The organism is Fictibacillus gelatini DSM 15865, assembly GCF_000430745.1.
In the GTDB taxonomy this organism is placed as follows: domain Bacteria; phylum Bacillota; class Bacilli; order Bacillales; family Fictibacillaceae; genus Fictibacillus_A; species Fictibacillus_A gelatini.
In genome coordinates this window covers 1-20,768 of the sequence record NZ_KE387236.1, presented here as the reverse complement: position 1 = coordinate 20,768, position 20,768 = coordinate 1, and the positions used below count along the sequence as shown (strand labels likewise).

The 20,768-nt window shown below is 41.7% G+C and carries 22 protein-coding genes; 12 read left to right on the top strand and 10 right to left on the bottom strand.

The genetic code is table 11. The annotated features are described in order from the left end of the window. Positions 1-85 precede the first annotated feature (85 nt). Positions 86-1,387, bottom strand: coding sequence for a S8 family peptidase (locus H538_RS0122670; protein WP_026679526.1), 1,302 nt, complete (start codon positions 1,385-1,387; stop codon positions 86-88). Between the two features lie 344 nt (positions 1,388-1,731). Here H538_RS0122670 and H538_RS0122665 point away from each other — a divergent pair, with 344 nt between their 5' ends. From H538_RS0122665 to H538_RS0122645, 5 genes are all read left to right on the top strand, one after another. Then, the gene (locus H538_RS0122665; protein WP_026679525.1) at positions 1,732-2,718 is read left to right on the top strand and encodes an SIS domain-containing protein; all 987 of its coding nucleotides are present in this window, start codon (positions 1,732-1,734) and stop codon (positions 2,716-2,718) included. A gap of 170 nt (positions 2,719-2,888) precedes the next feature. Beyond that, positions 2,889-4,175: an ABC transporter substrate-binding protein gene (locus H538_RS0122660; RefSeq protein ID WP_026679524.1), complete on the top strand. Its 1,287-nt coding sequence runs from the start codon at positions 2,889-2,891 to the stop codon at positions 4,173-4,175. A 49-nt stretch (positions 4,176-4,224) separates the two neighbouring features. Beyond that, a complete protein-coding gene (locus tag H538_RS0122655; RefSeq protein ID WP_026679523.1) occupies positions 4,225-5,106 on the top strand; it encodes a carbohydrate ABC transporter permease in 882 nt (293 codons plus the stop codon). A 3-nt stretch (positions 5,107-5,109) separates the two neighbouring features. Continuing rightward, positions 5,110-5,997 (top strand): carbohydrate ABC transporter permease, encoded by an 888-nt coding sequence (locus H538_RS0122650; RefSeq protein ID WP_051291649.1) that lies wholly within the window; start codon positions 5,110-5,112, stop codon positions 5,995-5,997. Positions 5,998-6,012: 15 nt separating this feature from the next. Next, complete coding sequence (locus H538_RS0122645; protein WP_026679521.1) at positions 6,013-6,855, top strand: fructoselysine 6-kinase; 843 nt, start codon at positions 6,013-6,015, stop codon at positions 6,853-6,855. A gap of 131 nt (positions 6,856-6,986) precedes the next feature. Here the strand turns inward: H538_RS0122645 and H538_RS0122640 are convergent, their stop codons facing one another. The 4 genes from H538_RS0122640 to H538_RS0122615 form a co-directional block, all read right to left on the bottom strand. Continuing rightward, positions 6,987-7,619 carry a FusB/FusC family EF-G-binding protein gene (locus H538_RS0122640; protein WP_026679520.1) on the bottom strand — a complete coding sequence of 211 codons (633 nt, stop codon included), beginning with the start codon at positions 7,617-7,619 and terminating at the stop codon, positions 6,987-6,989. Between the two features lie 156 nt (positions 7,620-7,775). Further along, a complete protein-coding gene (locus H538_RS0122635; RefSeq protein WP_026679519.1) occupies positions 7,776-8,039 on the bottom strand; it encodes a CD3324 family protein in 264 nt (87 codons plus the stop codon). 420 nt (positions 8,040-8,459) lie between these two features. Next, positions 8,460-9,350, bottom strand: coding sequence for a hypothetical protein (locus H538_RS27085; RefSeq protein ID WP_322786434.1), 891 nt, complete (start codon positions 9,348-9,350; stop codon positions 8,460-8,462). A 208-nt stretch (positions 9,351-9,558) separates the two neighbouring features. Then, positions 9,559-10,299, bottom strand: coding sequence for a GntR family transcriptional regulator (locus tag H538_RS0122615; RefSeq protein WP_026679518.1), 741 nt, complete (start codon positions 10,297-10,299; stop codon positions 9,559-9,561). Between the two features lie 299 nt (positions 10,300-10,598). Here H538_RS0122615 and H538_RS0122610 point away from each other — a divergent pair, with 299 nt between their 5' ends. Both H538_RS0122610 and H538_RS26340 read left to right on the top strand, forming a co-directional pair. Then, positions 10,599-11,216 carry a Crp/Fnr family transcriptional regulator gene (locus H538_RS0122610; protein WP_161627229.1) on the top strand — a complete coding sequence of 206 codons (618 nt, stop codon included), beginning with the start codon at positions 10,599-10,601 and terminating at the stop codon, positions 11,214-11,216. Positions 11,217-11,237: 21 nt separating this feature from the next. Continuing rightward, a complete protein-coding gene (locus tag H538_RS26340) occupies positions 11,238-11,387 on the top strand; it encodes a hypothetical protein (protein WP_154658065.1) in 150 nt (49 codons plus the stop codon). 294 nt (positions 11,388-11,681) lie between these two features. Here the strand turns inward: H538_RS26340 and cyoD are convergent, their stop codons facing one another. The 5 genes from cyoD to H538_RS0122580 form a co-directional block, all read right to left on the bottom strand. Then, positions 11,682-11,987 (bottom strand): cytochrome o ubiquinol oxidase subunit IV, encoded by a 306-nt coding sequence (gene cyoD / locus H538_RS0122600; protein ID WP_026679516.1) that lies wholly within the window; start codon positions 11,985-11,987, stop codon positions 11,682-11,684. Further along, a complete protein-coding gene (gene cyoC / locus H538_RS0122595) occupies positions 11,988-12,581 on the bottom strand; it encodes a cytochrome o ubiquinol oxidase subunit III (protein ID WP_026679515.1) in 594 nt (197 codons plus the stop codon). It abuts the gene before it with no gap. A gap of 2 nt (positions 12,582-12,583) precedes the next feature. Next, on the bottom strand, positions 12,584-14,518 hold the full coding sequence (locus H538_RS0122590; protein ID WP_026679514.1) for a cbb3-type cytochrome c oxidase subunit I: 1,935 nt from the start codon (positions 14,516-14,518) through the stop codon (positions 12,584-12,586). A gap of 18 nt (positions 14,519-14,536) precedes the next feature. Next, entirely contained in the window at positions 14,537-15,436 is a 900-nt protein-coding gene (locus tag H538_RS0122585) for a ubiquinol oxidase subunit II (protein ID WP_035352069.1), read from the bottom strand. Between the two features lie 198 nt (positions 15,437-15,634). Continuing rightward, complete coding sequence (locus H538_RS0122580) at positions 15,635-16,054, bottom strand: hypothetical protein (protein ID WP_026679512.1); 420 nt, start codon at positions 16,052-16,054, stop codon at positions 15,635-15,637. Positions 16,055-16,296: 242 nt separating this feature from the next. On the opposite strand from H538_RS0122580, the gene H538_RS0122575 reads away from it, so the two are divergent. The 5 genes from H538_RS0122575 to H538_RS0122555 all read left to right on the top strand — a co-directional run. Next, the gene (locus tag H538_RS0122575) at positions 16,297-16,479 is read left to right on the top strand and encodes a WCX domain-containing protein (RefSeq protein ID WP_026679511.1); all 183 of its coding nucleotides are present in this window, start codon (positions 16,297-16,299) and stop codon (positions 16,477-16,479) included. Positions 16,480-16,620: 141 nt separating this feature from the next. Continuing rightward, entirely contained in the window at positions 16,621-17,796 is a 1,176-nt protein-coding gene (locus tag H538_RS0122570) for a macrolide family glycosyltransferase (protein ID WP_026679510.1), read from the top strand. 323 nt (positions 17,797-18,119) lie between these two features. Next, complete coding sequence (locus H538_RS0122565) at positions 18,120-18,731, top strand: class I SAM-dependent methyltransferase (protein WP_026679509.1); 612 nt, start codon at positions 18,120-18,122, stop codon at positions 18,729-18,731. Positions 18,732-18,982: 251 nt separating this feature from the next. Next, positions 18,983-20,182: a S1C family serine protease gene (locus H538_RS0122560; protein ID WP_026679508.1), complete on the top strand. Its 1,200-nt coding sequence runs from the start codon at positions 18,983-18,985 to the stop codon at positions 20,180-20,182. 239 nt (positions 20,183-20,421) lie between these two features. Then, positions 20,422-20,768: RNA-guided endonuclease InsQ/TnpB family protein (locus tag H538_RS0122555; RefSeq protein WP_026678712.1), on the top strand; the 347-nt coding region annotated here is incomplete at its 3' end.

Below are 20,768 nucleotides of genomic sequence, written 5' to 3'. Positions count from 1 at the left end.
TTTCAGAAAAATTTTACCATTACAAATAAAAAGGCAAGCTACCTATTCAATAGGTGCTTACCTTTACTTGGTCCAAACTATGGCGTTACGATCCGCTGCTTTCAACAGCTTTTTGAATATCCAAATAGCCTTTCCCTTGCGTGTTCGGCGACAATCCCCAATCTTCAGCGCCGGATAGCAGTTTCTGCTTCACTTCGTCAGGTGACAGTCCGCGATCGTTTTGAATGATCAATGCCACGGCACCGGCACAAATTGGGGTGGCCATTGACGTTCCGGATAACGAGAAGTAATTCTTGCCGACCCGGCTGGAAGAATTCGTTTTGTCTAAAAAAGAACCGGGAGAACGAGTAGAAATAATATTAACTCCTGGCGTAAGCAAATCAGGTTTGACCAATCCGTCGATGGTAGGACCACGGCTTGAGAAATCGGCGACAACATCGTCCTTCCTGTCGTTCGTATTGTTGTCTTTCATGGCGCCAACGGTAATAACTTTTGGACTGGTTCCGGGACTTGAAATGGTTTTTTGTCCAGGCCCGCTGTTGCCCGCAGCAACACAGACGACAATGCCACTGTCCCACGCTTTTTCAACGATTTTGACGACCGGGTCGTCCTTGGCCGATTGTGTAGCTTCACTTCCTAGTGACATAGAAATAATATCGATGTTGTATGTTTCTTTATTTTCTATACACCAGTTTACGCCTGCAATAACGGTCGACAACGAACCGGATCCCATCTTATTGAGCACTTTCACGCCGACAAGATTCGCCTCAGGGGCAGGTCCTTTATATTTTCCATCGGATAAGGACCCATTGCCCGCGGCATCCCCCGCGCAATGGGTACCATGGCCATTATCATCATAAGGCGCTTGTTTATTATTCACAAAATCTTTAAACGCGACGATGCGGTCTTTAAGATCTTCATGGGGATAGATTCCTGTATCAACGATGGCAATGGTAACGTCTTTGCCGGTAATTCCGGATTCATTAACGGCTGGAGCTTTAATGGATGCGCTTGCATTATCAAGCAAAAGACTTATTTTGCGGTCGTAATGGATCTTTTTAATGTGCTCGCAATTCTCTAGCACTTTTTCTAATGTTTTAATAGAAAGATGTGCGGAACAACAAGAAATGGCCGGGTATTCGTGCTTGATTTTCCCTTTATGCGATTTAAGGCTGGAGAGCCCGTTTGCAAACGCCTCCTCATTTAGCTCAAATTCGATAATGACCGGCAGTTTTTTCATTCTTTTTGCAACCATCTCAAATGGCCGATGAAGAAAACAGGGGATTTTCCGAAAAGGATGATAGAGTCCCACTAAATTCTTGCGCAACTCGTGATCCAGTTTATGGCTCATTTTACGCGCTAACTGGATGACCGAAAAACTAAACATGATGAATACCTCCTAGCATTCTAGTAATTGGTAATAGATTATGATGGCGGGGAGTAGAAGGTAACGGCTTTAGTTGATAGTTGGAAAAAGGGCTATTGATAGATTTATAAAGCATCCTGAAACGATTGACATCTGCTGCAAAAAGATTGAAAAGCGCCCTAAAATGATCGATAGTTCCTCTGAATTGTTTAATAAATACCAGGTTTATTTCTGGAATAGGAGATAGAAAACATAAAATTTTCAAAAAACGAATTGACGGGACTGAACTGCGGTTATATAATACATTACATAACATTATATATTGTTATGTAATGTTATATAAAAGTAAAGGAGGAGTCATCCAAATGAGCAATATTCAAGTAGCCGTCAATAGTCAAGTGCAAGAGGTTTTAGAGGAACTGAAAAAACGCACGATTAAAAATGTGTTTTTTGTCGCTTGCGGAGGATCATCCGCTTTAATGTATCCGAGCAAATATGTCATGGACCGTGAAGCTGTTCAAATTGTATCTGATTTATATAGTTCAAATGAATTCATTCATAGAAATCCGAAAGGCCTTGGCAAAGAGTCGCTCGTCATCTTGTGCTCTCATTCAGGAACAACGCCTGAAACGGTGGAAGCGACGAAATTCGCAAAAGATAAAGGGGCGATGACAGTAGCATTAACGAACGAGCCACAGTCGCCGCTCGCGAAAAATGCAGATTATTATGTGAAATATGAGTGGGGCGATGAAGCGAAAGCGATCAATACAAACTACAGCATCATGTATCAATTAACGTTCGGATTATTACAAGTGGCTGAAAAGAATGACCAACTGGCAAAAATAATGGCAAGCCTTGAAAACTTACAATCGGTTTATGACAAAGCGCTAAAAAAAGAAGAGGACAGCGCCCGGCAATTTGGCGAGTTACATAAAGATGAGCCGATCATTTATACGATGGCCAGCGGATCAAACTATGGCGTAGCCTATTCTTTTAGCATTTGCATTTTAATGGAAATGCAATGGATTCATTCGCATGCCATTCACGCGGGCGAGTACTTCCATGGTCCATTTGAGATCATTGATGAAAAAGTGCCGTTCATCATTCTATTAGGATTGGATGAGACAAGGCCGCTTGAAGAACGGGCGCTGTCTTTCTCTGAGCGGTACGGCAAAAAGCTTACAGTTCTCGATGCGAAAGAATTTAATCTTGAAGGAATTGATGAGGAAGTGAAAGGGTATATCGCACCGCTTGTGTTAAATCGAGTGCTCAGGCAGTATGCCGACCGATTGGCGGATGAGCGCAATCATCCACTTAGTAAAAGACGTTATATGTGGAAGGTAGAATATTAATAGAGTTGTTGAAAAGTAGGGGAATCCCTTACTTGTCCCTTTTTGGACAAGGTCAATGCGCTGATCTATTAAAAATTTCTATCTTTTTTTGAAAATTATATTATAATGTTATATAACGTTATAATATAATTTTCTTTTATCCATTTAAAAAAAGAGGGGTGCCATGCTTTATGCGAAAAAGATTCGGAATATTGCTTGTTTTTCTCGTCGCCGTTTCCGCATTGCTTGCAGGATGTTCCGGTGGGCAATCACCGTCCGAAAAAAATGGCGAAGTGACGCTAAAGTTTTTCCATCGCTGGCCGAAAGATCCTGAAAAATCGTTTTTTGATAACGCAGTCAAAGAGTTTGAAAAACAAAACCCGAAAATCCATATTCAAACGGAAGCCGTCCTGAATGATTCGTACAAAGAAAAAATTAGAGTAATGCTTGGAACGAATAATCCGCCGGACATTTACTTTTCCTGGAGCGATGAATTTGCAGACAAATTCGTGCGAGGAAACAAAGCGTTAGATTTAACGCCTTACTATAAAGAAGATGCAAAATGGTCTTCGCAACTTGTCCAGTCACAAATCAGCCCATTTACGTTTAACGGAAAGCAATATGGCGTGCCATGGACAATGGATGGAAAAACATTTTTCTATAATAAAGATATCTTTAAAAAACTGAATATTCAGCCTCCGAGGACATGGGAAGAGCTTATTAGCGTTTCGAAAGTATTGAAGAAGAACCACTATACACCGATCGCTTTTGGAAGCAAGGCTCCCTGGGCCATTTCACATTATATCGGCACGTTAAATCAAAGGCTTGTGGATGAAAAGACGCGTGAAAAAGACTATAACAGGGCAACGGGGGAGTTTAAGGATCCGGGCTATACGGAAGCACTGGAAAAATTCAAAGAGCTAGTGCCATATTTTAACGACCATCCGAATTCAATTGACCACGAGTACGCAAGACAGCTTTTCACTGCCGGGAAAGCGGCTATCATTTATGCCGAAACAGCGGAAATCAAGCTGGTGGAGCCAGGCATTAAGTTTAAGTTAGGATTCTTTGATTTTCCATCCATTCCAGGAGAAAAAGGCAGCAAGGATTTTCTGACAGGAGCTCCTGAAGGATTTATGATTTCAGCGAAAACGAAGCACCCGAAAGAAGCGATGAAATTTTTAGAGTTTTTAACGTCGAAACCAATGGGTGAAAAACTAGTGAAAGACGTTGGTAAATACAGCGCGGTAAAAGAAACGACAAACCGAACGAATGCAACCCCTGAGCAAATCGAAGCGGTGAATAAAATTTTAGATGCAAAAGAGATGGTTCCATGGTTTGATACCGATGTCGACATTGAAATTGTTGATGCGTATCTCAACGGGGTGCAAATGATGCTAAACGGGCAAAAATCGCCGAAAGGCATCATGAAAGATGTCCGAAAGGCAGCCGCATCTCTCAGAGAATCTTCTCAATAAGGGTGGGGCTGTCTCCCACCTTATTTCTCCATTAAGGGGTGATCCATAAATGTCGAAGAACAGAAAACTGCTTCCTTATCTCTATCTTTTTCCGGCAATTCTCTTTCTCATCCTATTTGTCTATATTCCAATCATTCAAAACATCGGTTTTAGTTTTTATGATTGGAACGCGTTTTCGCCTGAAAAAATTTTCGTAGGATTGGAGAACTATTTACAATTATTTCGCGATCCGATTTTTTACGAGGCATTAAAAAATAACATCTGGTACGCTGTTATCTCCATTATCTTTCAAGTGTTCGGCGCGCTTGTCATTGCGGCGATCCTGGAGGATAAGCTCGTACGCCGGTTCTCGCCGGTTTTCCGGACGGTCTATTTTTTGCCCGTCATCATCTCAATGACCGTGATCGCGCTTTTGTTTACTTTTTTTTATAATCCGGATGTCGGGCTGTTGAATCAATTGCTCCGCGCCATTGGGCTCGATCATCTGGCGATGGCATGGCTCGGCGACAGCAAGACCGCTATGTTTGCCGTCATTGCCGTCTCCCAGTGGCAGTCGATCGGCTATATTGCCATGCTGTATATCGTCTCCATTCAGAAAATTCCAAATGAGCTTTACGAAGCAGCAGAGATCGACGGAGCCAATAAAATTAAGATGTTTTTTCATGTAACGGTTCCGCAAACGAAGGAGATGTCATTTGTCGCTGTCATTATTACTTTAACGGGAGCTTTTACCGTATTCAATGAACCTTATATTTTAACAGGAGGAGGTCCCGGTAACGCTTCTGAAGTGCTCAGTACGTACTTGTATAAAACGGCATTTTCTAAAGATATGATGGGCTATGCTTCGACGATCGCGACAGTCATACTAGCGATTACGCTCGTAGTTTCCCTTATACAAATGAAACTGTTCAAAACGGGAAAGGAGGGATAAATCATGAAAGTGTCGGGACAAGCACTCAATGTTCAGGTAAACGTAAACGTGAGAAAGCGCAAAAAGAGAGTGAAAAGCTATGCGGGGCTGACAGGAACGTACGCTTTTCTCATTCTTTATTTGCTAGTGATCGCCTATCCGCTTTTTTGGATGGTCATGAGTTCGTTTAAAGATACGGACGGCATTTTCAATCATAGCTGGTCGCTTCCAACAAAATGGCTCGTTGAAAATTATGTAACCGCATGGAATACGGGGATCTCATCTTACTTTCTCAATAGTGTCATCGTCACTTTTCTATCATGCTTGATCACTGTAGCCGTAAGCGCCTTTGGGGCCTACGCGCTATCAAGATTTGAATTTAAATTCAAAACGATCATCCTCGTTTTCTGCATGGGGGGACTGATGCTTTCACCGCAAGTAAGCTTGATCCCTTTATATAAACTTATTCAATCAATGGGCCTTTTTAACACGTATTGGGCGTTAATATTGCCATACGTTGCTTATCGCATCCCATTTACAGTGCTGCTCATACGATCGCATTTCCTTTCGATTCCAAAAGAATTGGAGGAAGCAGCCTATTTAGACGGATGTTCAACCTTTGGAATATTTTGGCGGATTTTCGTCCCACTTAGCAAGCCGATTCTTTTAACGTCAACTATTTTGACCGCTTATTATACGTGGAATGAATTCATGTTTGCGATCATTTTCATTGATGATGATAAACTAAGAACGATACCTGCAGGGTTAATGCAGTTCAGGGATGCTCTTCAGACCGAATGGGGAGTATTGCTTGCCGGTTTGACGATTTCAGCGGCTCCGATCATCTTATTATTTTTATGTATGCAAAAATATTTTATCCGCGGACTGGCAAACGGCGGTTTAAAAGGATAGAAGGGCGGGATGATGATGAAGATTATCGCGATTGGCGATAACGTTGTCGATTATTACAAACATCAAAATAAAATTTACCCTGGTGGAAATGCGCTCAATGTTGCTGTTTTATGCAAGCGCTTAAATGTGGAATATTCATCCTATATCGGAATACTCGGAAATGACATGGCCGCGGCGCATATTATCGACGTTTTGGAAAAGGAGAAGGTTGACTTTAGCAGGATCCGCCAGGGTTATGGGGAAAATGGGATGGCGGTAGTCAGCCTTGATGAACATGGCGATCGGGTTTTCATTGGATCCAACAAGGGAGGAATCCAATCCAGGCTTGGAATCCGCTTGACGCCGGAAGATTATTCATTTATCGAAAAGCACGACTTGCTTCATACTAGCGTTTACAGCAATATCGAGCATGTGTTGCCGGATTTAAAATATGCGATTGCCATTTCTTTTGATTTTTCAACTCAAACGAATGAAGACTATTTAGAAAAAGTGTGCCCGTATGTACAATATGCCTTTTTCTCCGGCAGTCATTTAACAGAGGAAGAATGCCGTGTATTAATGCACAAAGCGTACAGGTTAGGCTCAAAAGTCGTTTGCATCACCCGTGGAGCGGATGGCGTGCTCCTCTATAACGGAGAAAAAGTGTATCGGAAATCCGTCATCCCGACGGACGTTATTGATACATTAGGGGCGGGGGATTCGTTTATCGCAGGTTTTTTAGTGTCTTACATGGCGGAGTCCAGTATTGAAAAAGCTTTACGCCACGGGGCAGCAAATGCTTCGGAAACATGCAAAAATTACGGCGCGTTCGGCTATGGATTGGACTATTTTCCGAAAAATGAGCTGGCGGTCCAATAGCTTTAGACACAGAAAAGGCCGCATTCTTCCATCAGGAAATGCGGCGATTTCAATAATGGGCCAGACTCTGATCCCAGCATTCTCTTAATTGATCCTCACTTTTAGAGAAATCCATGATCAAACGGATCACCTTATATCAATCTGGCAATAAATTTATTTAATTTTTCAAGTGTAGTTAAATTCTGATTGCACCGGCGGCTATCCAGGCAAATGTGGTTTCCTCTTGCAATATAGCCGCTTTGATGTGATCCTTTTGTTTGGCACATCAACAAGCCCACTTCTTCATATTTGTTGCATATCGCGCAAATGCCCTTTTTATTTAAATAGTTAAATGTCCCCTCCAAACCGATGAGCCGATTTTGGTATTGAGCGACAATATATTTTTTCCCTGATCCTTTATCGTCCCAGCCTAAGTAGGAAATCTCCGCTAGATCGATGTTTTTCAAGGAAGGAATGGTTAAATTCTTTACTTTGCGGAATAATTTTTTGATCATTTGTTCCGTTACCTGAAATGGAATTACATACGGCTTTAATGTTGACAAAAAACGCTCCTCATCCAACGAATCTTTAACCGTTACGATAGGGCTAATCAACTGTAGTTCCTCGTCGCCGGCGGCAGTGAACAAATTCAAGACTTTTTCCCTGGTGATCGATTGTAATGCATCAAGGACCCCTGGATCATTAACCGTCCGATGTCCATTAATAAGAATGCGTGTCTGGGCCTTAATGAAGTTATACTGATCGTTTCTAATAAAAGGTTCCATTTTACCACTCCTGTTCTCGTTTCATTGAAGCCTTCATCTTTCATTGTAAAAAAACAGATCATCTCAAGAAATGCAAAAGATGATTAACAAATAAACTCGCCATATAAAAAAGCACTGATCATCTCCTCATAAGATCATCAGTGCTTCAAAACTCATTTATTTAGAATAAACAATTTTTTTAATCGTTTCCGTTGCGAGAAAATATTCCCTGGATAATTCGTCAATCGTCTTTCCTTGTTTATATGCGATTTTCATCATGGCGTTTCGATCATCGACGAACTTTCGCGCTCCAGAACGCGTTCCCCATTTTTCGTGCTTCTCTGATGGCTTAGGAATATAAATCGTTTTGCCATGAACATACTTTTGGATTTCTGCGATCAGCTCTTCAGGCAAAATCGCAGCCGCATTTACATATTTCATTTCTGCCAGCCCCTTATTTTTAAATTGTTCAAAGAAAATAAGGTGCAAAGCTGGTATTCGAAATGAGATACGTCACCCGGGCGATTTTAGCTCGGATCCGCCCCATGCAAAGTATCGCCCCCAATACCAGGCTTTGCATGGGCCGTTGCAGAATCAGGCAATGCAAACTTCATTGCCATTCTCATCACCTCCCAAAAGGCTAATGTAACTTATATTATATCAAGCGACCGATGGAAAGTGGATGCTAAAAATTGAAAGAAGAGGGAATGGCCGAAAAACATCCTGAAATGATTGATATCCACTCATCCATTTTAGCGTACCCATCTATCATTTTATTTGCCTCCAAAGTTCATTTTTAACGCAATTCCAATTTTTGAGGGGTTCTATTCATTATCGATGGATTCCTTTTCACTTCAACCATCAATACTGAACGAGATTTAGCCATTGACCATCAGGACCGATGGTTATATGCGGAATTTTATGGTCTTCGAAAATTTTGTATATGTTGACATTCTTTTTGTTTATTTTGTTTAAATGTTCTGATACATCAATGTTGGTAAAAACTAGATAATCCATTGAGGTAGACCGTAAAAAAAATTCGTAAACGTACCATTTGTGGATGTCATTCACATATCCCAAGTGACCTATTTCCCTTGGAAAAACTCGTGGCAACGGGAATTTATTAACTTCAATAAAATCATTTGAAAGATGGTTTAATAGTTCTTGTTCATCTTCAGGAATAATCGCATAAATATAACATTCTTGCGGGTAAATGCTGCTTATTATATGAACAAAGTTCTCTTCATCTATTTCTTCATCGAGAAATATCTCGCGTACCTTGGGACCGTTTTTTGTCGAAAGCAACATTTTTAAAGCTTCTTCCATATCTGTTTGTAAATCATTTTTTGATAAGTCATATAATGTCCCGGAACCTTTGGAGCCCCCAGTAAAGTAATACCATAATAAAATCGTATGAGCATAAAAATCATCATCAAATTTTGGCCCATCATAATCTATCGCTATTTGAGAGCGATACTCTTTTTCTAAGCATTTCTCACTGGTTAAGTTGCCTATTCCATCCCCATCAATATCTCTACAAATCCATATTTTGAGATTCTGTTTTCCTCGACTTTCGAATTCATTTGCATATTTTTTTTGAAAAACCTTGCTCCATTCCTCGCTTAATCTTTCCAATTCAATTATATTTCTTTTTAATTCTTCGTTGATCTCACTTTCTGGAACGAAAACGTACTTGTCATCAATCTCATTCTTTTCACCTTTTATTAGTAACTTTTTAATTTTATCAAGCAAATTTTTTCCTCCTATCTAACCAGAAAATAGGACAACTGAAGCACAATCTACCTATTAAACTAAAAGCGCCAATTCCTCAATATATAATAGTTCTTCGGAGGTAATAAAGGCTGGCTAGACTTAAATTTTCGTTATAATAGTAGGAGTTCCTTCTTTTTCATAATAAAAAACGAGTTAGCATGTAACATTCGCTAGCTCGTTTTTAGCATTAAGGATTTTGTGGAATAGAGCTGTTAATCGTAAAGGTGACGCGGTCAGCCGGGTAATATAAAGCGGAAGTGTGGATCGGCTGGCGGTCAGCATCATAAGCGATTTTATCAATCTTGCAAAGAGGCGTCCCGACTTCGCAGTTCAAATATTTCGCTTCTTCCGCGTGTGCGGATATGACGTTGATCAATTCCGTTTTATGCGCCGGGTATAGATGATACCGATTTTTTAAAATTTCATAAGTTGAAATGGATTCGTGGATGTATTGATCCAAATTCGGCACTAATTTTAATGGATATGTGGAAACTTCGAATACAAAAGGCATTTCGTCATAAAATAAAATTCGTTTCATCTCTAAAATTTCATCACCGGGCTCAATGGCAAGGCTATCGGCAATTTCTTCGGAGGCATGTAAAATATTGAGGGAAATAATTTTTGTATCTGGCTTTTTGCCCGATTCGACCATAAATTCGGAATACCCGGTAATCGAGATCAATTCCCGTTTAATTTTCTGGCGTTGGACAAATGTACCTTTACCCTGCTGGCGAATTAAAATACCGTCGTCGACTAAGTCAAGCACGGCCTTCCGAACGGTAATCCGGCTTACCCCGTATTTATCGCACAACTCCGATTCCGTCGGCATTTTTTCTCCGGGAGAATAAACCCCCCGGTCAATATCTTCCAAAATGATCTGTTTCAATTGGCTATACAATGGTACCGATGTTTGATTATTTAGCTTCATTCAAATGACTCCCTTTTTCTCGTTACTTAGATTATAACGTATTATTATGTTATATGACAAATTTGTTCAAAAAATCAACGTAATCTCCTATTGTCAAAAAATCTTACCAAATGATGTGATTTCCGTCACTTCCTATGCTTTACGTTCCATTATAATAAAAATATACCAATTAAAAGAGAGAAGGGTATTTAATGGAACTCGCACGATCTTTCTATACTTGTCAGAGGCATTTTCCCAATTCAAATCTTTTTTCCACAAAACATTTCCATCAGTTGATTGGAATAATGGATGAAGTGAAAGTGAAAAAGGGAGCAAGTATTTATGAGGAAGGCGATAAAGCGAATAAATGGTTTTATGTAAAAAGTGGTACGGTGGAACTTTCGAAAACAGCGGACGATGGAAAAGAATTGACGATGAGTTATGCGCTCTCCGGTGATTTTTTTGGCGAATTAAAGGATGACAACCGTCCAACGCATGCATTGCGGGCAGAAGCAGTAGAACCGTGCACGATTGGCGCTATTCATCAAGAGGAACTGCAGCGCTTGTTTTTTTCGGACAAAGAGTTTGCCTTCGAACTAATGAATTGGATGGCTTACATTCAGCGCTCGATGCAGTTGCGAATGCGGGATCTATTATTTTACGGAAAGTTTGGGGCCCTCAGTTCTACTCTTATCCGAATGATCAACACATACGGATTCCAGGATGGGCCAGCCATTCGTGTGAAAATGAAGTTGTCCCATGCACAGCTTGCGAAAATGATTGGCGCAACGCGTGAAACGGTTAACCGGATGTTGAACCAGTTGAGAAAAGATGGCATCATCGAGGTCGAAAAGAATACGATGCTTATTTACGACATTGAACATTTAAAGAACATGAGCCATTGTGAAGGATGCCCGGCATCGATTTGCCGCCTATAAGATAAATTGGAGTGATTAAACATGAATATGGAAAAAAGTGACCGCTTGCGCATGATGCTTCAAGAAGCGCTTGCCCCAATAATAGAGAAAATGGAAAAGCTTGAGGTGGAAATCGCGATGATAAAAGAAAATCAAATTGCAATCAAAAAGAAACTGGGAATTGACGAATAATTAAAGTGACGCTCTATGGGCTTAGACATAGGGCGTTTTTTTATCCCGGAATATTTAAAGAAGAGGAGAAATGAATGAAAAACATTGCTCATTGATTGATAACCTGAGCCAATTGAACGATAAGTGAGTGGAATTGACCGAAAAACATTGCTCATTGATCGATAGCTTGAGCCAATAGACCGATAAGAATGTAGAAGTGGACCGATATCTCTTTTTGAATGATCAAAGATTATTTATGCATTAAGGAGATATAGGAAAAAGCACCTCCGATTGTGCCTGAAGGTGCTTCCCGCTCTAATGAACTTGTTCATTAAATGACATAATCCAAATGGAGCCGGCGACGATCGTGAAGACGAAGATGATGCCGAGAACGAGAGCCATTGCGTTATATCTTGGTTTTTTCTCATCTTTTAAATGCATGAAGAAAAACAATTGGACGAACAGCTGACAGATGGCCATGCCTAAAATCGCAACTGTGAGCGTTCCTTTTTTAAACGTATGATTGACGACAAGCAAGAGCGGAATGATTGTCAGTACAATCGATGCGATAAACCCGGTAACATACGCTTTCAAGGAGCCGTGATGTTTTTCAGATTCCATTTACATCACCCCCATTAAATAGACGACGGTAAAGAGGAAGATCCAAACGACATCTAAAAAGTGCCAATATAAGCTCATGACCTGGACTTTTCGCTTCGTTACCGATTGTATGCCATGCTTTTTTAACTGAATCATAATTGCGATCATCCAGACTATGCCGACGGACACGTGCAAACCGTGTGTACTCACTAACGTGTAAAAGGATGATAGAAACGCATTCGTCGAGATCGTAGCGCCTTCTGATACCATTTTCATAAATTCATTGATTTCAAGACCGATAAAAGCGGCACCTAACAGAACCGTCACGGCGAGCCACCCGATGAGCGGCTTCACCTTTCCTTTATTCATGGCAAGGGTAGCTAACCCGCTCGTGAAGCTGCTTGTTAATAAAATAAATGTTTCAGCGGTAAAGCCCGGAATTTCAAATAGTTCATTCCCTGTAAAAGGGCTATCTGTATGTGTGCGCAATACCGCAAAGGTGGCAAATAGACACGCAAATAATATGCAATCGGTCATGAGAAAGATCCAGAATCCGAACACTTTCATCGATTCATGATGTTCGTGTTCATGTTGAGGTGTAATCGACTGTTGCACGGCTAGGCCCCCCTTCTATACATCGCTTCTATCCGGCTTACTTCTTTTGCCGGGATGTAATACTCTGTTTTGTATTGGAACGAACGGGCCAATAAACAAATTCCGACACCAGCGAGTCCCGCTAGCCCGATCCAAATCCAATGGAATGTTAAGCCAAACCCGGCGATAAACCAGCATACCGACATTAAAAATGGAATGCCCGAGTTTTTCGGCATGTGAATCGCTTCATAGGAAGTGGCAGTCGGCTTGATTCCTTTTTTCTTCATTTCCCACCAGGCATCTTGCTCGCTGGCTTCAGGTATTTTAGCGAAGTTGTAGACCGGTGGAGGTGACGGAATCGACCATTCGAGCGTCCGTCCGTTCCATGGATCACCTGTCAGATCACGTTCGCCGCGCTTGATGCTGTAAATAATTTGCCATCCTTGCACGACAAAGCCGATTCCCATGAGAAATGCACCGACTGTTGAGACAAGGTTGTACGGCGCCCAGCCCATGTCCCAGCCGTACGTGTACACACGGCGCGTCATGCCCATGAATCCGAGCGCATATTGCGGCATGAAGCAAACGTAAAATCCGATGTTCCATAGCCAGAACGCCCATTTTCCCAACCTGTCGTTCAATTTAAAGCCAAAGATTTTCGGCCACCAGTAATAAAGTCCGGCTAAATACCCGAAGACGACGCCCCCGATCAATGTTTGATGGAAGTGGGCGATCAGGAAATAGCTGTTATGATATTGATAATCCGCAGGCGCGACGGCAAGCATGACCCCGGTTGCGCCACCAACAAGAAAACAAGGAACGAAGGCGAGCGTCCATAACATCGGCTGGGTCATCCGGATCCGGCCGCGGAACATCGTAAACAGCCAGTTGAAAACCTTCACGCCTGTTGGTATGCCAATCGCCATTGTCGTAATTGCGAAGAACGCGTTGACATCCGCGCCGGCTCCCATCGTAAAGAAATGGTGAACCCATGTGAAATAGGAAAGAACGCTAATGATCATCATCGAGAACACCATCGACGTGTAGCCGAAAATTTTCTTCTTCGAGAAGGTGCTGACGACTTCCGAATAAATACCGAATGCCGGCAGAACAACGATATACACTTCAGGGTGCCCCCACATCCAGATTAAGTTCACATACATCATCGGGTTTCCGCCGCCGTCCATCGTGAAAATATGGGCGCCAAAGAACCGGTCGACAAAAAGCAGGGCAAGCGTCACCGTCAGTACAGGGAATGTAAAAATGATCGTAATGCAGCTTGCGAGTACCGACCAGGAAAAGAGCGGCATTTTCATCAGTTTCATTCCAGGGGCGCGCATTTTCAAGATCGTAACGAGGAAGTTAATGCCTGAAGCCAGGCTTCCGATCCCGGAAATTTGAATCCCCCAGATGTAAAAGTTTTCGCCAACGCCAGGGCTGTGTGACAGTTCGGATAGCGGCGGATACGCAAGCCATCCGGCATCAGGCGAGCCGCCGATGACAAATGAGATGTTAAATAATAAGGCTCCGAAGAAAAATAGCCAGAAACTGAGCGCGTTTAAATAAGGAAACGCGACATCCCTCGCTCCAATTTGAAGCGGGATGACCCAGTTAAAGAGCGCAAACATAAATGGCATCGCCATAAATAAAATCATGATCGTTCCGTGCGTGGTGAAAATTTCATTGTAATGCTGGGATTCAAGAAATTTCGTGTCTGGCATCGCCAGCTGAAGACGCATTAATATCGCGTCAACCCCGCCCCTGAAAAGCATAAGGAGCGAACAAATAATATACATAATACCGATTTTTTTATGATCAACGGTTGTGATCCATTCCCGCCATAACCAGCGCCATTTTTTGAAATATGTCAAAACAAACACAATGGCAACAACCGTCACGACAATCGCGGCATCCGCGCCGTAAATGAGCGGATCGCCAGTAACAAAGAAGTCTTTCATCTAATTTCCTCCTTTCAGTTAGTTCTCGTCATGCTGATGCATGTGGCCATGTCCATGTTTCATTTCATGACTCATATATTTTCCGCCGTTTTTATCGACGATTTCTTCAAAAAGTCCAGCCGGGTAGGAAGAGAATGCCGTTTTTTCAGCAAGACCTTGCCGGGCGAGTTTTTCATACCCTTCTTTCGTTAATGCCGGGGCGGTTTTCTTCACCTGTTTCGTCCACGCGAGAAATTCGGACTGGGGTTTCGCGACCACCTTGAATTTCATATGGGCGAATCCTTTCCCGGTAAAATTGGCGCCAGAACCGTAATATGTTCCTGGCTTGTCGGCCTGTAACCAGAGCCTCATCGCCATTCCGGGCATCGTATATTCTTGCCCTCCTAATTGCGGCACCCAGAACGAGTTCATTGGCGCGTCCGACGTTAAGACAAATTGAACCGGCACACCGGCAGGAATTTCCGCATAATTGACAGTGGCGATTTTTTGATCGGGATATTGGAACAGCCATTTCCAATCGAGCGACGTCACTTGAATCGTCACCGGCTTCACGTTCGTTACCGGCGGCTTCACTAAGGCAAATGTCGTTTTTGCCGTATAAAAACCGAGAACGCCAATAATGACAATCGGAATGCCCCACCAGAAAACTTCAAGCCATTTGCTTTCATTCCATTCCGGCCGATAAGTAGCTTTATTTCCAGGTTTGTCCCGGTACCGGATAACAATAAAAACGAGAAGTGCCAGAACAGGGATAACAACAATCGCGCACAATATGGCCGATAGAACGATTAAGTCATATTCCTTTTGCGCGACAGGTCCCTTCGGGTGAAGCAGGATAAACCGTTTGTCACATCCGGCTAATAAACATGCAGACAAGAGAAGCAGCAAAGAAGTTTTCGCCATTGCAAGCTTCTTCATATTGATTCAGCTCCTTTCAAACAAAATGCTTCATAAAAGAAAGACACAGTCATCGTATACTTTTCTTTACATTTCGGATGTGACAAATGTCACAGGTTGCATAACGTTCACGAATTGCACACAATTTCATAGAAGGAGGCGGGAGCGGGCAAATAAAAAAACGAAAGCGGTCATCGCCTTCGTTTTGCTAAGGGGAAATTACTTTTCAATTTTCAAACGATTGAGGTGGTGTTTTTCAAATTCAATCTCATATTTTTCTTCGAGTTCAATTCTTCTTTCCATGATCTCCTCATTAGACTTTCCTTCAATACCTTCTTTTGTTAAATCGCGCAGGGCCAATCGGTCAACGAGTTCGTCCCAAAAGGCACGGTCATCATACTCGGCGATCAATTCCTCCATGGAATCTTCAAATTCCAATGTCGGATAATAGCCATCCAGTTTTTTATCAAATTCAATAAAATGCTCTAATCCGAACGGTTTTGCAAACGAATAAATCAATTGCTCTACCTCATTATACTTTTCAATTTCCTCGTTCCGATGGCTATTAAGTATCCAATGGCCAGCATATACAAGCTCAATCAGCGTTTCAAATTGTTTTTTCGTAAAATTAATTTTCACCGTTATCCACTCTCCTTTGTTTGTACAAGTTTACCATAAAAGAGAACATGGAAAAAATCTTCTCAGAATCGAGCGATAAGTAAAAGACCGGTGATAAAAGTTAGCTTTCTCCTGAGCTAACGCTTTTTCACGTGGACTGGAAGAACTTGCGGGGGGCAAAGGTACTTATTCCTTCCCAAACATTGTTATAATGAGAGATAACAACATGGTCGAAAGAGGAATTTGATGCAATTCCATTCCACATGAATCTATTCAATGCGATGTACGACCGGTTTGGTCTGGATGCGGATATCCGAAAAGTCGATGACGAACATTTCCGCATCAAAACAAACGCCACCATTAGTGAGGGCCTCGTTGGCTGGATTTTTAGCTGGGGACGCCAGGCGAAAGTGCTGAAACCAGACTACCTCGTTGAAAAAGTATGAGTAAGGTGTGCTTTTTTCGCATACCTTTTTGGCGATAATGAAAGGTACCTGTACTCTTTTCGCCAGTAAAAAGGCTTTCGTTAGTTGAAGGCCTTCCTGTAGGAGTAGAAAAAATATCCTTACACTAAAGGAGTGGTTATCATGGCACGTGTTTTATTTATTAATGGCGGATCAGAAGGGCATGTCAATCCAACGATTGGAGTTGTAGAGGAGCTGATTTCGCGTGGAGAAGAGGTAGTGTACTTTACGATCGAAGCTTTTCGGGAGCGTATAGAGAAGACAGGAGCTACTGTTCGGACGATTGACGGCGAAAAATTTATAAAAGCCTTTATCTCAGGTGGAAGAACTTATTTACTCGAAAGAATCAACGGCCTTTTGCATACGGCAGATATAATGATACCTGGCGTTCTGGAGCAAATCAAAGGAGAACATTTTGATTATATGATCCACGATTCCATGTTTGGATGTGGACGTCTGCTTGCCCAAATCCTTAAACTTCCGGCAATTAATTCGTGTACTTCTTTTGCAGAGACAAAGGAATCATTTGATCACATGTTGGACCAACAAAAAATTCCTGCAGAAATATACGATGAATTCCATCGCCTGGCGGAATTGGTGAAAGCTAAATATGCTGTGGAGATCCATTCTCCATACGAAGTTTTCTGTAATCCTGCACCCCTTACAATCGTTTATACCACCAGGGAGTTTCAACCTTTTGGAGAAACATTTGACCCAACTTACAAATTTGTAGGGCCATCCATTTCTTTACGGCGAGCGCAAGAAAACTTCGACTTTACTGCACTCAAGGAAAAAAGCCTTATTTACATTTCACTGGGCACGGTCTTAAACCAGAATATTGATTTCTATAAGCTTTGTTTTAAGGCATTTGAGAACACGGATCATACGGTGGTCATGTCGATTGGGAATAAAGTTCAACGATCTGATTTGGGGGAGATCCCCAAAAACTTTATTGTGAAAAATTATGTTCCACAAACGGAATTGCTGAAATACACGAAAGCATTTATCACGCATGGCGGAATGAACAGCGCCAATGAAGGCCTCTATTACGGGGTACCGCTTGTTGTAATTCCGCTAAGCGCGGATCAGCCGATCATTGCCGGACAAGTTGCTAAACTCGGAGCCGGCATTCAATTACAGATGCAAAGCCTGACTGCTCATCAACTGCGTGAAGCTGTCGACCATGTGTTAAGTGACCCATCTTTCCATAAAGCCGCTGCAACTATTAAAGAATCCTTTCAAAAATCGGGCGGATATCGCCAGGCTGTGGATGAGATTTTTAAATTTAGGCTTTGTTAAAGAATAATGTTGATCTTTGATACCTTTTTAAACTTATAGTATAATCTAAATAAGAACATACATTCGAGAGACGTTATAAGAATGGAAAAAGCGTTTTGTACCTTGTGAAAGCATATTATGCAACAGTTTAAAGAGTTTTTGCTAACATCATTTGTAGTTGAAATGACAGAGACTTATGATAGTTTGCGACTGTCAAAATTCAATGTGTAGTCCGTATTGTAGCGCAAGAGTTGTAGAATGGTGATATGCATAATCGTATCCTCAATAAGGACAAGCTTTTTAGTGGTAAGGCCTGGTTATCAAAGGAGATTGGAGTGTTAACAATGGGAAATACTGATAAGTTTGAAATGATAGCTAATAAATATGACACCCCTGAAAGAATCCAAATTGCAAAGGTTGCATCTGATGCCATCCGTAATTTTTTAGTTGACCCTAAAAGTAAGAATGCTATTGATTTTGGGTGTGGTACTGGTCTTGTCGGGATGAACTTATTAAATGAGTTTAATTCTATGCTTTTTCTGGATACATCACAAAATATGATTAATCAAGTCAGGGGAAAAATAACAAATTTTAATATTCAGAATGCAGATACATTATGCTTTGATATTGAAAAGGAAAGTTTAAAGGATATACATGCCGACTATATTTTTATGAATCAGGTTCTACTCCACATTCATGATGTTAAATTAGTTTTATCAAGATTATTTGATGCTCTAAATGAAAATGGACATTTGCTAATCGTAGATTTTAATAAAAATGAAAAAATAGTTTCGGATATTGTTCATAACGGATTTAATCCAGAAGAGCTAGCGAATATAATGACTAAAATAGGGTATAGGGATATTCAATTCAAAACTATTTATTCAGGAAGTAAAATATTCATGGGACACGATGCATCTATGTTTATTCTTGACTCAAAAAAGGTTCAACAGTAAAGGATGTACTAAAATTTGTAGTTATCCCAATGGCATCGATCACCCTCAAAGTAAGCATTCCTCAATAGTTTACCGTTTAAATCCGGTGAACCAGGCCATTTTAAAAAAGAAATCAAAGGAAGACCCATAAGGAGTTGTTCGTCTCCTGAATGGGGGCTTCCTTTTTCTATGCCAGCCATGATTTCATCAAATTTTCATTTAAATAGAGTACGATACCGATAGCGGTAAGAAAAATGGGGAAGGTGAACGTTATGGGCTTTTATGATGAACAAGTTGAGCAAGCGCCGGAGCAGAAAAGGAAGCGGAGCCGGGCTTTTCCCGCAGGATTAGCAGGAGCGGTTCTTGGCGGTCTTATTATGGTCTCGTCCATTTCATTGTTAGGGGAAAAACATGCGACGAAAGCACCTGAAGAGTCAGCTGGGGGCCAGACAAGCAGCCAGAGTATAAAAAACGTCGCCGTAAATGTCCATTCGAAGATGACGGAAGCGGTTAACAAGACAATGGATGCGGTAGTAGGAGTAGCCAACTTGCAAAATAAAAATTTAAATGATGCAACGGACGGGGAGAGTGGCTCCGGATCGGGAGTCATCTACAAAAAGGAAGGCGGAAAAGCGTATATCGTTACTAATCATCATGTCATTGCAGGCGCCAATCAGATTGAGGTCAGCTTACGTGATCACAAGAAAGTTCAAGCAAAGGTGGTTGGCTCTGATGAATTAATGGATCTTGCCGTGCTCGAAATCGACGGCAGCAAGGTGACAAAGGTCGCCGAATTAGGAAACTCCGATCATCTCCAAACGGGAGAATCCGTCATTGCGATCGGAAATCCGCTCGGCTATCTGGAAGGTACTGTAACGAAAGGGATCGTAAGCACTCCTGAGCGGACGATGCCAATCGATTGGAACAATGATGGTGTCGATGACTGGCAAGTGGATGTCATTCAAACCGATGCGTCCATTAATCCAGGGAACAGCGGAGGAGCATTAATTAATCAATCCGGGCAACTCATCGGGATTAACTCAATGAAAATTGCGCAAGATGGGGTTGAAGGGATTGGTTTTGCCATCCCGATCAACGAAGCAAAACCGATTATGAAGAGGCTCGAAAAATACGGCCATGTCAAACGGCCTTCTATTGGGATAAGCCCCATCTCTCTTTCTGAAGTTCAGGCAAACGATAGGCAACAAACGTTACATTTGCCGGAAAGCGTCAATTACGGAGCAGTCATTGTACAGGTTGAAACGAATTCACCCGCCCAACGAGCAGGATTACGGGAACTTGACGTCATTACTTCATTAGATGGACAAAAGATAGACGACGCGGTTGAATTGAGGAACTACCTGTATACAAAAAAGAAAATCGGGGATCAGGTGGCCATTGATTTTTATCGCCAGGGTAAGAAGCATTCCGTAAAGCTCACCCTTGTACAAAATGAAACCAATCAACAATAGCAGGCCATTTTTGATAAAATGATAATTGGTTCATAAAACGATTCGACACATATAAAGCGCTAGTATTTTTCAGATGAAACTTTTACTTCCTCCGAAAGAAGTCTCCCTCTTCAAACCGTAACGATGCGGTAGCGAGTGAAGGTTAAGGGGGAGATGAATTTCGGTTTGACGATAGCCGAAATCATTGCACAAAACGGAACATTCGTTCTATAATAATGAGTAAGGGGAGGTGATTCGATATGGCAAACAAAGCATATAAGTTCCGTCTGTACCCAACGCAAGAACAAGAACAACTTCTTGCAAAAACCTTTGGCTCAGTTCGTTTCGTATACAATAAAATGTTGGCTGAACGAAAGGAAGCATATGAGAAATTCAAGGACGACAAAGAAGCCTTGAAAAAGCAAAAATATCCGACTCCTGCCAAGTACAAAAAGGAGTTTGCATGGCTCAAAGAAGTCGATAGCCTTGCGTTGGCAAACGCTCAACTGAATTTGCAGAAGGCGTACAAAAACTTCTTCTCTGGACGTGCTGAATTTCCGAAGTTCAAAAACCGTAAAGCAAGACAATCCTACACAACCAATGTGGT